Source organism: Nocardia sp. NPDC004711, from assembly GCF_053601595.1.
This window is the reverse complement of sequence record NZ_JBSGCB010000010.1, coordinates 86,961-102,627: the sequence shown is the minus strand read 5'-3', so window position 1 is coordinate 102,627 and position 15,667 is coordinate 86,961. Positions and strand designations below refer to the sequence as shown.

14 protein-coding genes are annotated in these 15,667 nt (G+C 68.9%); 8 read left to right on the top strand and 6 right to left on the bottom strand.

Annotation, left to right across the window (positions count from 1 at the left end):
• Positions 1-317: 317 nt before the first annotated feature.
• On the bottom strand, positions 318-1,175 hold the full coding sequence (locus ACWEKS_RS12065; protein WP_364612318.1) for a peptidylprolyl isomerase: 858 nt from the start codon (positions 1,173-1,175) through the stop codon (positions 318-320).
• Between the two features lie 180 nt (positions 1,176-1,355).
• Between ACWEKS_RS12065 and hisS the strand changes: the two genes are divergently transcribed.
• The 3 genes from hisS to ACWEKS_RS12050 all read left to right on the top strand — a co-directional run bounded on the left by hisS (position 1,356) and on the right by ACWEKS_RS12050 (position 4,616).
• Positions 1,356-2,636, top strand: coding sequence for a histidine--tRNA ligase (hisS, locus tag ACWEKS_RS12060; RefSeq protein WP_452340072.1), 1,281 nt, complete (start codon positions 1,356-1,358; stop codon positions 2,634-2,636).
• Between the two features lie 186 nt (positions 2,637-2,822).
• Positions 2,823-3,470, top strand: a complete 648-nt coding sequence (locus ACWEKS_RS12055; protein ID WP_452340071.1) for a hypothetical protein — start codon at positions 2,823-2,825, stop codon at positions 3,468-3,470.
• Between the two features lie 144 nt (positions 3,471-3,614).
• Positions 3,615-4,616 carry a malate dehydrogenase gene (locus ACWEKS_RS12050; RefSeq protein ID WP_452340070.1) on the top strand — a complete coding sequence of 334 codons (1,002 nt, stop codon included), beginning with the start codon at positions 3,615-3,617 and terminating at the stop codon, positions 4,614-4,616.
• 23 nt (positions 4,617-4,639) lie between these two features.
• On the opposite strand, the gene ACWEKS_RS12045 is transcribed toward ACWEKS_RS12050, so the two are convergent.
• Entirely contained in the window at positions 4,640-5,512 is an 873-nt protein-coding gene (locus tag ACWEKS_RS12045; RefSeq protein WP_452340069.1) for a TIGR03619 family F420-dependent LLM class oxidoreductase, read from the bottom strand.
• A gap of 248 nt (positions 5,513-5,760) precedes the next feature.
• Between ACWEKS_RS12045 and ACWEKS_RS12040 the strand changes: the two genes are divergently transcribed.
• Complete coding sequence (locus tag ACWEKS_RS12040) at positions 5,761-6,510, top strand: SDR family oxidoreductase (protein ID WP_452340068.1); 750 nt, start codon at positions 5,761-5,763, stop codon at positions 6,508-6,510.
• Positions 6,511-6,685: 175 nt separating this feature from the next.
• Here ACWEKS_RS12040 and ACWEKS_RS12035 read toward each other — a convergent pair whose 3' ends face one another.
• Both ACWEKS_RS12035 and ACWEKS_RS12030 read right to left on the bottom strand, forming a co-directional pair.
• Positions 6,686-8,215, bottom strand: coding sequence for a hypothetical protein (locus ACWEKS_RS12035; RefSeq protein WP_452340067.1), 1,530 nt, complete (start codon positions 8,213-8,215; stop codon positions 6,686-6,688).
• A complete protein-coding gene (locus ACWEKS_RS12030) occupies positions 8,212-8,541 on the bottom strand; it encodes a type VII secretion target (protein WP_452340066.1) in 330 nt (109 codons plus the stop codon). The genes ACWEKS_RS12035 and ACWEKS_RS12030 overlap by 4 nt, the downstream gene beginning before the upstream one ends.
• 137 nt (positions 8,542-8,678) lie before the next feature.
• Between ACWEKS_RS12030 and ACWEKS_RS12025 the strand changes: the two genes are divergently transcribed.
• The 4 genes from ACWEKS_RS12025 (at position 8,679) to ACWEKS_RS12010 (ending at position 13,935) form a co-directional block, all read left to right on the top strand.
• Positions 8,679-9,665 (top strand): NAD-dependent epimerase/dehydratase family protein, encoded by a 987-nt coding sequence (locus tag ACWEKS_RS12025; RefSeq protein ID WP_379395013.1) that lies wholly within the window; start codon positions 8,679-8,681, stop codon positions 9,663-9,665.
• Positions 9,666-9,696: 31 nt separating this feature from the next.
• Positions 9,697-10,710: an Rv2578c family radical SAM protein gene (locus ACWEKS_RS12020; RefSeq protein WP_357008184.1), complete on the top strand. Its 1,014-nt coding sequence runs from the start codon at positions 9,697-9,699 to the stop codon at positions 10,708-10,710.
• Between the two features lie 106 nt (positions 10,711-10,816).
• Complete coding sequence (locus tag ACWEKS_RS12015; RefSeq protein ID WP_452340065.1) at positions 10,817-12,856, top strand: 2-oxoacid:acceptor oxidoreductase subunit alpha; 2,040 nt, start codon at positions 10,817-10,819, stop codon at positions 12,854-12,856.
• On the top strand, positions 12,856-13,935 hold the full coding sequence (locus ACWEKS_RS12010; RefSeq protein WP_452340064.1) for a 2-oxoacid:ferredoxin oxidoreductase subunit beta: 1,080 nt from the start codon (positions 12,856-12,858) through the stop codon (positions 13,933-13,935). Before ACWEKS_RS12015 ends, ACWEKS_RS12010 begins: the two co-directional genes overlap by 1 nt.
• Positions 13,936-13,945: 10 nt before the next feature.
• On the opposite strand, the gene ACWEKS_RS12005 is transcribed toward ACWEKS_RS12010, so the two are convergent.
• Positions 13,946-14,491 (bottom strand): hypothetical protein, encoded by a 546-nt coding sequence (locus ACWEKS_RS12005; protein WP_452340063.1) that lies wholly within the window; start codon positions 14,489-14,491, stop codon positions 13,946-13,948.
• 208 nt (positions 14,492-14,699) lie between these two features.
• On the bottom strand, positions 14,700-15,623 hold the full coding sequence (gene ypfJ / locus ACWEKS_RS12000) for a KPN_02809 family neutral zinc metallopeptidase (RefSeq protein WP_452340062.1): 924 nt from the start codon (positions 15,621-15,623) through the stop codon (positions 14,700-14,702).
• Between the last annotated feature and the right edge of the window lie 44 nt (positions 15,624-15,667).

Genomic DNA, 15,667 nt, shown 5'->3' with positions numbered 1-15,667 from the left:
GTAGCCATATCCCGCCTGCAAACGTGGACACCCGGAGTCCATCAGGCGTCGCAGCGGCCCGGTGGGGATTGCCCGGTGGGCTTTACTACGCCTTGGTACTCCGTTCTACGAGGTTACCAGCGAAAACTCCGAAACCACCGTACGCGCGCGTCGCGATCCAGCATATATCGCACAATTCCGGCAGGTCGTGGAAAAGTCAGGATTTTCTTTGGTTAGGGAAGCCTTACGCAAGAGGTTCAACGGGACCTTCCCGAGACCTTCGCCGGAAAAGAATCGGGCCCGGCGCGGGAAGCGCCGGGCCCGAAAAACCATGCTGGTCAGTTGATTTGGACCGATTGGATGTTCACGTCCGCGGCCGGCTTGCCGTCCTGGCCACCGCCCTGGACACCCGCCTTGGCGATCTTGTCGAGGGTGGCGAGACCGGCGTCGTCGACCGTGCCGAAGATGGTGTACTGCGGCGGCAGCTGGGAATCGCCGTAGACCAGGAAGAACTGGCTGCCATTGGTGCCCGGCCCGGCGTTGGCCATGGCGAGCACGCCGCGCTTGTAGGCGACCGGGTACTGGGCGGCTTGATCATTCGGGTCGTACTGGTCGGTCGGGTACTCGTTGTCGAACTCGTAACCGGGACCGCCCATTCCGCTGCCGGTCGGGTCGCCGCACTGCAGCACCTCCAGGCCCTTGCCCGTGGTGATGCGATGGCAGCTGGTGTTGTCGAAGAACTTCTGCTTGGCCAGGCTCTCGAAACTGTTGACCGTGCAGGGGGATTCACTCGGGGTCAGGGTCATGGAGATCGGACCCTGGCTGGTGTCCATGGTGGCCTTGACATCACCGGCGGTGGAGATGTTGGCCGTGCTCGGCGGATTCACCGGCTTGTCGGCCGGCTTCTGCGACGGACGGTAGGTACAGCTGACCGAGGCCGGCTTGGCCTTGGCGGCCGGCGGGGGAGCGGCGGTCAGCGAGGCGTCCGGAGTCTCCGAGGCCTTGGCGCTGGTGCTGTTGTCATCGCCCTTGGTGAGGAAGTAGATGCCGACACCGGCCGCGACCGCGACCACAACACCCAGGGCCGAGGCCGCGATGGTGAGTTGCTTGCGCTTACGCGCCCGCTGGGCCCGATTCTCCAGTTGACGCTCCAGCTTCCGCTTCGCCGCAGCGCGTCGCTGTTCATTGCTCGGCACTAACTGTCCCTCCGTGAACGGTCGGTATCTGATGTCTGTACAGACTGCGGCCGTCAGCCCAGCGGCCGCGGCAGACATTACCTGCATTCGCTGAGAAAAACCTACATATGGCAGGCCCTCGTCACCGTCGGCCGGTAACCGGTTGGACTTGGCGGACGGGCGTGGTGAAAACTGGGCATCGTGACCAAGACCAGCAGCTTCCGTGCCCCGAGGGGGGTCCCCGACTATCTGCCACCCACGTCCGCCGAGTTCGTCGCCGTCCGCGACGCCCTCGTGGGGACGGCGCGATTGGCCGGATACGGGCATGTCGAGCTGCCGATCTTCGAAGAGACCGCCCTGTTCGCGCGGGGTGTGGGCGAATCCACCGACGTCGTCACCAAGGAGATGTGGACCTTCGCCGACCGCAATGGCGAGAGCTTCACCCTGCGCCCCGAAGGCACCGCCGGCGTCATGCGGGCGGTCATCGAGAACGGCCTCGACCGCGGGGCGCTGCCCGTCAAACTCTGCTACGCCGGGCCGTTCTTCCGGTACGAGCGCCCGCAGAAGGGCCGCTACCGGCAGCTGCAGCAGGTCGGCGTGGAGGCCATCGGCGTCGACGATCCGGCGCTGGACGCCGAGGTGATCGCCATCGCCGACGCCGGATTCCGGGGGCTCGGACTGGAGGGTTTCCGGCTCGAGATCACCTCGCTCGGCGACGAGACCTGCCGGCCGCAATATCGAGAACTGTTGCAGGACTTCCTGTTCAAGCTGCCGCTGGACGAGGAGACCAAGCGCCGGGCGCTGATCAACCCGCTGCGGGTGCTCGACGACAAGCGTCCCGAGGTCAAGGAGATGACCGTCGACGCGCCGCTCATGATCGACCACCTGTCGGAGTCGGCCAAGGCGCACTTCGAGCAGGTGCTCGGCCTCCTCGACGCGCTGGGCGTGCCGTACGTGGTCAACCCGCGCATGGTGCGCGGGCTCGACTACTACACGAAGACCACCTTCGAATTCGTGCACGACGGGCTGGGCGCGCAGTCCGGCATCGGCGGCGGCGGCCGTTACGACGGGCTGATGGCCGAGCTCGGCGGGCAGCCGCTGTCGGGCATCGGCTTCGGCATCGGCGTCGACCGGACGGTGCTGGCGCTCGAGGCCGAGGGCAAGTCCGCCGTCGACGGTCCCCGCGTCCAGGTGTTCGGCGTCCCGCTCGGTGAAATGGCCAAGCAGCGCCTGGTGGTGCTCGCGGCCGAGTTGCGCCGGGCTGGTATCCGCGTCGACCTCGCCTACGGCGGCCGCGGGATGAAGGGCGCGATGAAGGCGGCCGACAAGTCCGGCGCGCAGCTGGCCCTGGTGCTCGGTGACCGCGAGGTCGCCGAGGGGCAGATCGGGCTCAAGGATCTGAGCACCGGCGAACAGCGCGAGATCCCCCTGGACGAGGCCGTCGCCCAGGTCGCGGCCGCACTCGCGGGCGAGCGGAACTGATCCGTCGGCCGAGCCGGACAGCGCCGCTGTCCGGCCCGGCCGGCAGCCGCCGCGCCGATGGGGGCTTGGGGTCGGGCAAATCGGGGTATGGGGTTAGGACCTGCTGGTACCGTGCGGTGCGTCCCGCGGGGGCGGTGCGTGCCGCCGGCCGGCCCGACCCATCGAGACTTGGACGAATACGCTGCTGTGACTGATGAATCGAAACCGGGGTCCGACGGCGAAATCGGCCTCGACCTGGTCGCCCCCGAACTGCTGGCCCCGGCCCTGCGCAGGCTCACCCTGGCCGCGCTCGGCATCGGCATCGGGGTCGGACTGCTGATGGCGCTGTTCGTGCACTGGCCGATCGCCCTCGCCACCGGCCTCGTGCTCGGCGCGCCCACCGCCCTCTACGCCGTGGCCGTGCAGCGGCGGCGAATCACGGTGTCCGGCACCGTCATCCGTGCCCGCACCTGGCGCGGCGAGCGCCGCCTCGACCTGGCCGGGGCCACCGCCGCCGAACTCCTGGTCTACCCGGGCAAGATCAGCCGCATCGTGCTGCGCGTCACCGCGGGCGCCGACACCCAGGTCGTGCCGCTGGCCATCTACAGCGACTCCGGCAGCGGCCGCGAACTCCACATTCTGGGCCTGCGCAAACTCGCCGACGCCCTGGCCGGTTGCCCCCTCGCGGCCGCCCTCGCCATCTCCGGACTGCTCGTCCAGCAACTGCGCGCCGAGGCCCGCGACGCTGTTGCCGAGCAACGGCCCCTCTACCGGGCCGTCCGCATGGTCCGCGACCGCGACCAGGTCGCCCCGGTCGTCCTCAGCGACTCCGACATCGCCGACCTCGCCCACTGAGCGGTCAATTCGCCGATCCCCGAGCCGGATTCACCGGCCGGTGCCGGTGTCTGTTTGCTCACGTGCTGCTCACGGGGCGGGACGCGGAGGAGTGAGCCTGGCTAGGGTGAAGACGGACCTACCCGCCATCGCGAGGAGATCGTCGTGAGCACCACCGCGCCAGTGACCATCACCGTGACCGGAGCCGCCGGGCAGATCGCCTACGGATTGCTCTTCCGCATCGCGTCGGGGGCGCTACTGGGGTCCGAGACGCCGGTGCGGTTGCGGCTGCTGGAGATCCCGGCCGCCGTCGGATCGCTCGAGGGCGTGGCGATGGAACTCGAGGACGGGGCGTTCCCGCTGCTGGCGGGCATCGATATCGCCGATGACCCGTGGATAGGGTTCGACGGGGCCAATATCGCGATTCTGGTGGGGGCGCGGCCGCGGACCGCGGGCATGGAACGGTCGGATCTGCTGGCGGCCAACGGGCCGATCTTCACCGATCAGGGCGCGGCCATCAATGCCAATGCGGCCGAGGACATCCGGGTGCTGGTGGTCGGGAATCCGGCCAATACCAATGCCTTCATCGCCATGAGCAATGCGCCCGACGTGCCCGCCGGACGGTTCACCGCGCTCACCCGGCTCGACCACAATCGCGCGATCGCGCAGGTGGCGAAGAAGACCGGGGCGGCGGCCGCCGACATCGCGCGGATCACGGTGTGGGGCAACCACTCCGCGACGCAGTACCCGGACCTCGCCCACGCCACGGTCGGCGGGCGCGGCGCGCTCGAGCTGATCGCCGACGATGCCTGGGTCACCGGCGACTTCATCCCGACCGTGCAGCAGCGCGGCACCGCCATCATCAAGGCGCGCGGCGCGTCCTCGGCGGCGAGCGCGGCCAGCGCCGCCATCGACCACATCCACGACTGGGTGCTGGGCACCGCGCCGGGCGACTGGACCTCGATGGCGGTGCCCTCGGACGGCTCCTACGGCGTGCCCGAGGGACTGATCAGCTCGTTCCCGGTGACCTGCGCCGATGGCGAGTACACCATCGTGCCGGACCTGGAGATCGGCGAGTTCGCCCGCACCCGGATCGACCACAGCGTCGCGGAGCTGGTGAGCGAACGCGACGCCGTGATCGACCTGGGGTACGCCAAGCGGCCCTGATCAGCCCCGGCGGGCGGAGGTGATCAGCTGAGCTTGCTGATCACGTTCTCGCCGTACCACTTGATCTTGACGATCTTCTCCTCCAGCGACTCCGTGTCGGGCTCCATCGCGTACGAGTTGCGGAAGCCGACGATCAGATCGGTGATGCCCTTCTCCTCGAGGCGCTTCACCCCGTCGGTGGTGTAGCCGTCGCGGGAGACCGCGTGGATTTCGAACTCGCCCGGATTGTCGCGCTCACTGCGCAATTCGTTGATCCGCGCCAGGTACTTGTCCAGGTCGTCGCCCTTGCCGCCGGCGTGCATCCAGCCGTCGCACAGCCGCACCGCGCGGCGCAGCGCGGCATCGCTGTGCCCGCCGACCAGGATCGGCAGCGGCTGGGTCGGGGCGGGGGTGAGCTTGATCTTCGGAATGTCGTAGAACTCGCCGTGGTACTCGAAGTACTCCCCGGTGGACAGGCCGCGCACGATCTCGATGCACTCGTCCAGGCGCTTACCGCGCTTCTCGAAGGGGACGCCCATCATCTGGAAGTCCTCCGGCCACGGGCTGATGCCCACGCCCAGGGCGAAGCGGTTGTTGCTCAGGCGGGCCAGCGAACTGGCCTGCTTGGCCACCAGCACCGGCGGGCGGATGGGCAGCTTGAGCACGAACGGGGTCATGCGCAGCGTGGTGGTGGCCGCGGCGAGGGCGGCCGACAGCACGAAGGTCTCGATGAACGGCTTGCCGTCCAGGAACTCGCGATTGCCGTCGGCGGTGTACGGGTACGTGGAATCCGACTCGGCCGGGTAGGCGATGCTGTCGGCCACGGTGATGCTGTGGAACCCGGCGGCCTCGGCGGCCTGCGCGAGGGGGATGTAGTAGTCCGGGTTGGTCATCGCCTCCGCGTAGGTGAAGCGCATCGATCGTCCTCTCGACAGTGAGCCAGTACAAAAAACTAGAACCGATTCTAGTTCTGTGAGTGATGCTAGCGGGAGGCTCGCGGGAAAGGCAGTCGAACGAGCGATCCGCACCCTCGGCACCCGATGCTGCTGGAGGTGCTCACCTGTCGTATCGCAGCGGCAGACCGCCCGGTCGTAGCCGTCCCGGTGGCTGAGATGCCCGTCCCGGTGGGCTTGTCCGGATTCCTGGATCTTGTTCTAATCGCGTCATGACGATCGCCATCACCGGCTCCGGCTCGGGCATCGGCGCGGCCACCGCCGCCGCCCTGCGCGCAGCCGGGCACGACATCATCGGGATCGACCTGCGCAACGCCGACATCACCGTCGACCTCACCGACGCCGCGGCGCGCGCGGCCGCGGTCGAGGAGATCGTGGAGCGATCCGGGGGAGTGCTGGACGGCGTGGTGCTGTGTGCCGGTGTCGGCCCGCAGGTGCCCGACCCGAACCTGGTGGTGGAGATCAACTACCGGGCCACCGTGGCCCTGCTCGACGCTCTGCTGCCCGCGCTGCGCAAGGGCGAAAACCCTGCGGCTGTGGTGGTTTCGTCGGTGGCCTCCACCCAGATCAAGTGGGAGGACAATCCGATCCGCACCGGCACCGAGGCCGAGGCCTTCGCCCGGGCCGGGGATCTCGCGGGCCACTACGCCTACGCGTCCTCCAAGAACGCCGTCACCGTGGCCGTGCGCGAACGCGCCGTCGAGTGGGGCGCCGCCGGCGTGCGACTGAACACCGTCGCCCCCGGCAGTGTCGAAACCCCGCTGCTGCAGGCCGGTCTGGACGATCCGCGCTACGGCGACGCCATTCGCAACTTCGTGGCCCCCATCGGCCGCAACGGCAAGCCCGAGGAGATCGCCTCCCTCATCGCCTACCTGGTCGGCCCGCAGGCCGGCTTCATCCACGGCGCCCAGTTCGTCATCGACGGCGGAATCGACGCGCAGACGCGGCCGACCGCGGTGTAATCCACCGCGGCGCGCCGACCGCGCGCCCTGAACGGTGGCCGAGCCCGCGGGGTGTACAGCCGCATTTCGGCCTCCACCGATGCCGCGGTGACCGGGGTACCCGACCCGATCGCCGCGGCATTCTGCTGTCCGGAGACAACCGTGCCGCCACGAAAGCGGCTGTGCCGCACTCGGATCAGGCGGGATCGGTCTCGGCTGCGTCCGTGCTTGCTGCCGGCTCGCCGATGACACCGGGGGCGAAGGTGCCGAGATTGCCGGTGAGTTCGCTTTCGGCGGTGTGGCTCTGGTGCGGCCGCACGGTGCGGCCGTGCTTGGCATCGGCCACACCGCCCTGGCCCGTGCCCGCCGCGGCAGGGGAGCCCATGAAGCCTGGACCGGCCGGGCCACCGAGGCCGGGAATGTCGGCCGCGCCCGCGCCGAACGGATTGGCGGGGTTGGTGACCTTGCCACCGGGGATCGAGGACCCGGGGGCGCCGGGGGTCGACGGCGGGCCGCCTCCGAGACCGCCAACACGGGCTCCGATCCCGCCGGTCCCTGCGGCAGTGGTGTTCGGGAGACCACTGACCGGATCGGACTTCCGCGGTGCGCCGGGCATGCGAGTGGCGTCCTGCAGGCCGCTTTCGAACAGGCTCTCGGCCTGCTCCAGGATCGGCCGGCCGACATTCTGTGCCAGCGACTGCGCGAACTCGACCGGGTTCGGGCCGCCGCCCTGGCCGAGCAGCTGACCGATGATGCCGTGCACCTGCGCGGTGTAGACCGAGAGTTCGCCGTGCGTGGCGTTCACGACCGCGACGGCCTCGCCGAGATGCCGGGTGGCCGAGGCGATCAGCGTGGTCTGGCCGATCGGGGTCAGGATCAGCGGGGCCAGCGCCGTGGCCTCGGCGGCGAACGCCTCTGCGATGGCGGTGAGCCGGATATTGCCCCGCTGCACCACGGCCGCGGCCTGCGTGGTGATAGACGACAGATCGAACCCGCGCTGGGCAGTCTCCCGGCCGTGGTTCCCGGCCTGCCGGCCCGACTCCTGCGCACGCTGGGCAGCCTGGCCCTGCCACAGGGATTCGACGGTTTCGAGTGCGCCCCCGCCTATCTGGACCGCGGCCTCGATGACCTGCGACCCGGTGTTGAGCAGGGTCGCCGGATTCAGCCGGCCGAGGATGCCGGTGCCGAAGCTCTGCAACAGGTCCAGGAACGGCTCGAAAAGCGTGTCCAGTCCGGGAATCGCGGGGAGCGCGAGGCCCTTCATGAGATCGCCGACCGGATCGGCGGGCAGCGGCGGCAACGCGGCCGCGGGACCGGCGTCGGCCCGGGCCGGCGCGATCTGGGCGGCATTGAGCGCGGCGGGCACCGCGTTCGGGGCGGCGTCCGCGGAACCGGGCACAGCCTCGGCGCTGCAGAGTGCGTCCTGCGCGCCCGAGAGCGCATCGTGGGCACCGTGTAGCGCGGGTGCGACCGTGGCGCCGAACGTGCCGGTCCGTGACTCCGCAGCAGCACCACCCGGTCCGGCGAGTGGCGAGCTGACCTGCTCGAATTCCTTGCGCGCGAGCATGAATTCCGGCGGTTGGAACGGCGGCATGTCGGCGGGCAGGGTGCCCAGCGGCAGATTTGGGATCGCGCCGATGACGCTTACGTTGTCGGCTCCCCTCGCACTGGTGTCCGGATCCGCCGGGCGGAGGGCATCGATGACGCCGGAGTCGATCGGCCTCATGCCCGTTCGCCGATCTGCCCGGCGGCCGTGCCGAGGTCACCGGCGAATTCGGCGTCGGTGGTGTCGTAGGTGGCGGCCGAGCCGAAGGCGGCCCGGCCGAGGGCGCCGAAGCGGGCCGAGAGGGCGGCGATGTCGCGTTCGTGCAGAAGTTCGGCGACCGCGAAGCCGGCCAGGAAGTCCGCGCCGATGAGTCCGAAGACCGGTGTCATGGCCGCGACGTGGGACACCGTGTCGAGGCCGCCCTGGGCGGCGATGTCGGCGGCGACGCCGTCCTGTGCGGCGGCGAATGTGCGCACCGCACCGGTGTCGACCCAGAGATCGGCCATGGCAGTACCCCCTGATCGTCATGGACATGCGGATGGCGAATATATCCCGTCGATCGTCCAGACCGGCGTGGCGTGCGCGGCCACACCGCAACCACACCGTTGTTGCAAATTAGAACAAGTTCTATATTCTCGTCACCATGAAGGTCGCAGTCACCGGCGCCGCCGGGTTCCTTGGCACCAATTTGCTTCGCCTGCTTACCGATCGCGGTCACGAAGTGACTGCCATCGACCGGGTCGCGGGCGCGAGCCAGCCCGGTGTCACCTGGGTCAACGGTGACGTGCTGGACCCGGCGTCCATGCGCGCGGCACTGGACGGGGCCGAGGTGGTCTACCACCTGGTCGCGCTCATCACCCTGGCCCACAAGAACGACGTGGCCTGGCGGGTCAACACCGAGGGCGTGCGCATCGTCGCGGACGCCGCGCGCGAGGTCGGCGTGCGGCGGATGGTGCACACCAGCTCCATTCACGCGTTCAACCAGTACAGCTGTGGCGGCCGGATCAACGAGCGCTCGCCGCGGTCCATCGATCCCGAGCTGCCGGTGTACGACCGCTCCAAGTGGCAGGGCGAGATCGAGCTGCGCAAGATCATCGACAAGGGCCTGGACGCGGTGGTGTGCAACCCGACCGGTGTGTACGGCCCGATCGACAACACCGCCTCGCGCATCAACACCACGCTGTGGGACGCCGCGCGCGGGCGGGTGCCGGTCATGATCAGCGGCGGCTTCGACCTGGTCGACGTGCGCGATGTGGCCCAGGGCCTGGTGCTCGCGAGCGAGCGCGGCCGCACCGGTGAGAACTACCTGCTCGGCGGGCACTTCACCGACATGTTCCAGGCCACCCGCACCGCCGCCGAGGTGAACGGGAAGATGAAGCCCGCCTTCGCGATTCCGGCCAAGGTCATCAACGCGTGCATGCCGGTCATGGAGCCCGTCGCCCGGGCGCTGGGCAGTGACCGCATCTCCAAGGCGGCCATGGGCGCGCTGCTGTCGGCGCCGATCGTCGAGCACACCAAGGCCACCGAGGAACTCGGCTACCGGCCGCGGCCCGCCGAGCAGACCATTCGGGATCTGGTCGCCTTCTACAACGGGCAGCCGATCGAGTCCGACACGCAGAAGATTGCTTGACAGTCGTTAGAACGCATGTTCGACTGGGGTGGTGCGTTGGCAAAGGCAAACCCTCGGCGCCGATGACGGCGCGCTACCCGGGCTCGAACGTGCGGGTTTCGTACGCAGCGTACAGACGCCCGAGTTCGAGGGCATCACGTTTCACGAGGTGCTCTGCAAGAGTGCCCTGAACCGGGTGCCCGACAGCAATCTGCCCTTCAGCTGGACCATCAATCCCATGCGGGGCTGCTCGCATGCGTGCCGCTACTGCTTCGCCCGCGGCACGCACGAGTACCTCGACCTGGATGCGGGGGCCGATTTCGACTCCCAGATCGTGGTCAAGACCAATGTGGTCCCGGTGCTGCGGCGCGAACTGCACAAGCGGTCGTGGCGGCGGGAATCGGTTGCGCTGGGCACGAATACCGACCCCTATCAGCGCGCCGAGGGCCGGTATCGGCTCATGCCCGGCATCATCTCCGCGCTCGCCGACTCCGGCACCGGGTTCTCCATTCTCACCAAGGGCACGCTGCTGCGGCGAGATCTGCCGCTGCTGGTCCAGGCCGCCGGGCAGGTGCCGGTGCACCTCGCCGTCTCCATCGCCATCCTGGATCCGGAGCTGCACCGCGGCCTCGAGCCCGGCACGCCCTCGCCGCGGGCGCGGCTGGAACTTGTGCGCGCCCTGGCCGACGCCGGATTCGCGGTGAATGTCATGGTGGCGCCGGTCATTCCGTACCTCACCGACTCCCAGGCGCATCTCGACGCGCTCTTCGCCGCCATTGCCGAGGCCGGGGCCGCCGGTGTCACAGCCTTCCCCATGCATCTGCGCGGCTCCACGCGCGGCTGGTTCCTCAATTGGCTGGCCGAAGCCCACCCGGCGCTGCTGCGGCGCTACCGGCAACTGTATGGTCGGGGTGCTTCGGTGACACCGGAGTATTCTGCGTGGCTACGCGGCCGAATCGAGCCGTTGCTGGAGAAACACCGTTTGAACCGCGATCGGCCGGCCGAACCCGAGGTCCGCGTCGCCGAATCGCACACGCCCGATCCGCAGCTGGCGTTGTTCGCCTGACGGCGGTTCTTTGATCGAAACCATTGCGCTTCACGGGTGTGTCGCGAATATTGCGGAGTAGTTTGGCGTTGGTACCTCACACCTGACGAGGAAGTGATGCACGCGCATGGTTTCGCAGCATGACGACCCTGCGGCGCTGCCGCACAAAGATACTGTGGCCCCGCTGCCCGACAGCACTGTGAAAGCTCCGTCCGACGGCGGGGTTGTGGCGGCCGGAAACGGCCGCGCCACAGCGAAATTGGCGGTCGAGAAATTGGAAAGAGTCGTCATCCGCTTCGCGGGTGACTCCGGTGACGGTATGCAGCTCACCGGTGACCGTTTCACCCACGAGGCCGCCGCCTTCGGCAATGACCTTGCCACCCAACCGAACTTCCCCGCCGAGATCCGCGCGCCCCAGGGCACGCTGCCGGGCGTGTCGTCGTTCCAGATCCAGATCGCGGACTACGACATCCTCACCGCCGGGGACCAGCCCGACGTATTGGTTGCCATGAATCCTGCTGCGCTGAAGGCGAATCTGGAGGATTTGGCCCGCGGGGCGACGGTGATCGTGAATACTGACGAATTCACCAAACGGAATCTGACCAAGGTCGGCTATACCGGTGATCCGCTCACCGATGACACGCTGACCGATTTCGTGGTGCACCGGGTGCCCATGACATCCCTGACGCTCGGGGCAACCGAACCGACCGGTGTGGGCAAGAAAGATGGGCAGCGCGCGAAGAATATGTTCGCGCTCGGCTTGCTGTCGTGGATGTACGGCCGGCCCATCGGCGGCACCGAACAGTTCATGCGGGAGAAATTCGCGGCCACACCGGATGTCGCCGAAGCGAATATCCTCGCATTCCGGACAGGCTGGAATTACGGCGAAACCACCGAGGCCTTCGCCACCACCTACGAGATAGCCCCCGCGACGCTGCCGCCCGGCACCTACCGGCAGATCACCGGCAACACCGCGCTCGCCTACGGCATCGTCACCGCCGGGCAGCTGTCCGGGCTGCCGGTCTTCCTGGGCACCTACCCGATCACCCCGGCCTCGGACATCCTGCACGAACTGAGCAAGCACAAGAACTTCGGCGTCACCACCTTCCAGGCCGAGGACGAGATCGCCGGCATCGGCGCGGCGCTGGGCGCCGCCCTCGGCGGCGCGCTCGGGGTGACCAGTACGTCCGGGCCGGGGCTGGCGCTCAAGAGCGAGACCATCGGCCTGGCCGTCATGACCGAGCTGCCGCTGGTGATCATCGACGTGCAACGCGGCGGGCCCTCCACCGGCCTGCCCACCAAGACCGAACAGGCCGACCTGCTGCAGGCGCTCTACGGGCGCAACGGCGAGTCGCCGGTGGCCATCGTCGCGCCGCGCTCACCGGCGGATTGCTTCGACGCCGCGGTCGACGCGGCCCGCATCGCGCTGACCTACCGCACGCCGGTGCTGCTACTGTCCGACGGCGCCATCGCCAATGGTTCCGAGCCGTGGGCGATTCCGCAGGTCACCGAGCTGGCCCCGATCGATCCGGGCTTCGAACCCGATGGCGCGGAGGGCGATTCGTTCCAGCCCTACGCGCGCGATCCGGAGACCCTGGCCCGGCCGCTGGCGGTGCCCGGCACCGTGGGCCGCGCCCACCGCATCGGCGGGCTCGAAAAGGCCGACGGCAGCGGCAATATCTCCTACGACCCGGCCAATCACGAGCTGATGGTGCGGATCCGGCAGGCCAAGATCGACGGCATCGCGGTGCCCGACCTCGAGGTGGACGATCCGGGGGACCGCGCCGAACTGCTGCTCATCGGCTGGGGCAGCTCCTACGGGCCGATCGGCGAGGCGTGCCGGCGGGCGCGGCGGCGCGGGGTACCGGTGGCGCAGGCGCATCTGCGGAACCTGAACCCCTTCCCGCCCAACCTCGGTGAGGTGCTGCGCCGCTACCGCACCGTGGTCTGCCCGGAGATGAACGGCGGCCAGCTGGCCATGCTGCTGCGCGCCCGCTACCTGGTCGACGTGCAGCCGTGGACCAAGATCGCCGGCACCGCCTTCCAAGCACAGGAACTGGTCGGCGTCATCGACGCGGCCCTGGACGGTTCCATCGCGGAGATGGAACAGGCCAAGGCCTTCGCCGCACGCGCGCGGGCGACCTACCGCACCCCAGGGGGCAACTGATGACCATTCTCGAAAACCCGCTCGTGGGCACCGATCTCGGCCTCACCGGACTGTCCGGCGTGCCGCGGGCCGACCGGCCGCAGAAGGCGAAGGACTTCACCTCCGATCAGGAGGTGCGCTGGTGCCCCGGGTGCGGCGACTACGTCATTCTGGCCACCGTGCGCGGCTTCCTGGCCGATCTGGGTCTCGAGCGCGAGAACCTCATGTTCGTGTCCGGTATCGGCTGCTCGAGCCGGTTCCCGTACTACCTGGAGGCGTACGGGATCCACTCCATCCACGGTCGCGCGCCGGCCATTGCCACCGGCATGGCGGTGACCCGGCCCGACCTGTCGGTCTGGGTGGTGACCGGGGACGGCGATGCGCTGTCCATCGGCGGCAATCACCTCATCCACGCGCTGCGCCGCAATGTGAACATGACGATCCTGTTGTTCAACAACCGGATCTACGGCCTCACCAAGGGCCAGTACTCACCGACGTCGGAGACCGGCAAGGTCACCAAGTCCACCCCGATGGGCTCGGTCGACCATCCGTTCAACACCCTGTCGGTGGCGCTGGGCGCCGAGGCCACCTTCGCCGCCCGCGCGCTGGACTCGGATCGGGCCGGGCTCACCGAGGTGCTGCGCGCCGCCGCCGAACACCGCGGCACCTCGTTCGTGGAGATCCTGCAGGACTGCCCGATCTTCAATGACGGCTCCTTCGACGCGTTGCGCCGGGATAACGCCGAATCCCATCTGGTCCGGTTGCGGCACGGTGAGCCCATCCGGTTCGGCGCGGACGGTGAATTCGCCGTGTTCCGTGCGGGTTTCGGCCTGCGGGTGGCGCGCGCCGACAGTGTCGCCGAAGCCGAGATCGTGGTCCACGACGCCTATACCGACCACCCCGAATACGCCTACGCTCTGTCCCGCCTGTCCGACCAGGACCTCACCCATGTGGTGACCGGCATCTTCCGCAGCGTCTCCCGCCCCACCTACGACGACGGCGTCCGCGCCCAGCTGAACACCGCCGTCGAACGCAAACCGGTGAGCGAGAACTCGCTGCAGGAGCTGCTCACCGGCCGCGAAACCTGGACGGTCGGCTGATCTTTCGCCGCTAGGCCGGAACGAAGGCGTTCAGCAAGCGCTGGAACAGATCGTCGAAGCGCTTGCGGGACGCCTTCTGATCATCGTTGAGCCCGTCGCCGAGCTCGGGCGCGTACACGATCAGGTGCACGTCCTGATCCGGCGACTGCGGCATGTAGTCGATGATGGAGGTGCCCTTGTCGGCCTGTTCCGGTGTCCCCATGTCCACGGCCGCCAGCGCCTTCACCTCGGTCGCCGCGGCCCCGATGACATCGGCGGGCACGGTCCCGGTCACCGGCTGCGCGCCGCTGTCGGCGCGCCTCACCGCCCGCCCGTCGGGCTGAATCTCCAGCGACGGATGCAGATCCGTCCGCGTCTGCCATCCCGCGGGCATGGCGGTCAGCGTGAACAGTGCCACGCTGGATGCCGGTGCCGGGTCCGCCATCGCGAATACCCCTGTGCCCGTGAGCATCACCACGGCCAGCGTGGCCACCGCCCCCGCCCGCCACCCACGCCGCCGCGCCACCCGGCCGAGTCGCGCCTCGCCGAAAAGTCCTGCCGCCCTGGCTGTCCGCATCGCATTCCTCCGAATTCCCTTGCGGGCACCCACCCGCCGCCGCCGATTCTGCCGCCAACCGCACGCCGCACCCGCGCTGCCACGCCGACCCCACTCGGATACCGCCGTTGCCCTGAGCGAAAACGGGTGGAGGGGCGAAAACGGGTGGAGGGCCGGAAATGGCAAGGTCCCCAGCCTGTTCGAGGCTGGGGACCGTCGGGAGGCCGGGTCAGCGGAGAGCGGGCGGGTTGTTCAGGTCCTGGGCCGAGTAGGTGTCGCAGGCCTTGACCTGGCCGGTCTTGTAGCCGGTCAGGAACCACTTCTGGCGTTCCTCCGACGAGCCGTGGGTCCAGGCTTCCGGGTTGACGCGGCCGGTGGCGGCCTTCTGGATGCGGTCGTCGCCGACGGCGGACGCGGCGGAGAGCGCGTCGCGGATGTCGTTGTCGGTCAACGGCTTCAGGAATGGGGTGTTGGAGCCGGGCGCGGGGAGCTTGTCGGCGTAGTTGGCCCAGACCCCGGCGTAGCAGTCGGCCTGGAGTTCGGTGCGGACCGCGCCGGAGGTGGCGCCCTGGGGGTCGCGCTGGGCGCGGTTGATGTCGCCGAGCAGGTTCTGGATGTGGTGGCCGAACTCGTGGGCGACCACGTACTCCTGGGCGAGCGGGCCGCCGCTGGAGCCGAAGCGGTCGACCAGTTCCTGGAAGAAGCTGGTGTCGAAGTAGGCGGTCTGATCGGCGGGGCAGTAGAACGGGCCGACCGCCGAGGAGGCGCGCCCGCAGCCGGTGCTGACCGCGCCGGAGAAGAGGTTGAGCTTCGGGACCACGTACTTGCGGTTGGTCTGCTTGGGCAGTTCGGTGCCCCAGATCGCGTCGAGGCTCTGGGCGGTGAGGATGACGCGGCAGTCGACGTACTTGTTGGCGTCGGCGCCGGTCTTGCAGTGCGTGGGCAGGGTCGCGGTGCCCGACTTGGCATTGCTGTCCGCGCCCGTGAACTGGCCGAGAATGCTGCCCGGGTCGCCGCCGAAGATCAGTGCCGCGATCACCGCGATGATGCCCAGCGCACCGCCGCCGAGAGCCAATCCGCCGCCCATACCCGGTCCGCCACCGCCACCACTCGCCCGGTTCGGGTCGATTTGCAGGCCCTCGTTGAAGGTCATGGCTATCACTGTGACACGGGCGAGTCGATATCGGTTTCCACTCG

What these genes read in the sequence shown, in the direction of transcription:
- ACWEKS_RS12045 (WP_452340069.1), bottom strand. Translation starts at nt 5,512, where the DNA reads ATGCGCTTCACCTACGCGGAGGCGATGACCAACCCGGACTACTACATC.
- ACWEKS_RS12040 (WP_452340068.1), top strand. Translation starts at nt 5,761, where the DNA reads ATGACGATCGCCATCACCGGCTCCGGCTCGGGCATCGGCGCGGCCACC.
- ACWEKS_RS12035 (WP_452340067.1), bottom strand. Translation starts at nt 8,215, where the DNA reads ATGAGGCCGATCGACTCCGGCGTCATCGATGCCCTCCGCCCGGCGGAT.
- ACWEKS_RS12030 (WP_452340066.1), bottom strand. Translation starts at nt 8,541, where the DNA reads ATGGCCGATCTCTGGGTCGACACCGGTGCGGTGCGCACATTCGCCGCC.
- ACWEKS_RS12025 (WP_379395013.1), top strand. Translation starts at nt 8,679, where the DNA reads ATGAAGGTCGCAGTCACCGGCGCCGCCGGGTTCCTTGGCACCAATTTG.
- ACWEKS_RS12015 (WP_452340065.1), top strand. Translation starts at nt 10,817, where the DNA reads ATGGTTTCGCAGCATGACGACCCTGCGGCGCTGCCGCACAAAGATACT.
- ACWEKS_RS12010 (WP_452340064.1), top strand. Translation starts at nt 12,856, where the DNA reads ATGACCATTCTCGAAAACCCGCTCGTGGGCACCGATCTCGGCCTCACC.
- ACWEKS_RS12005 (WP_452340063.1), bottom strand. Translation starts at nt 14,491, where the DNA reads ATGCGGACAGCCAGGGCGGCAGGACTTTTCGGCGAGGCGCGACTCGGC.
- ypfJ (WP_452340062.1), bottom strand. Translation starts at nt 15,623, where the DNA reads ATGACCTTCAACGAGGGCCTGCAAATCGACCCGAACCGGGCGAGTGGT.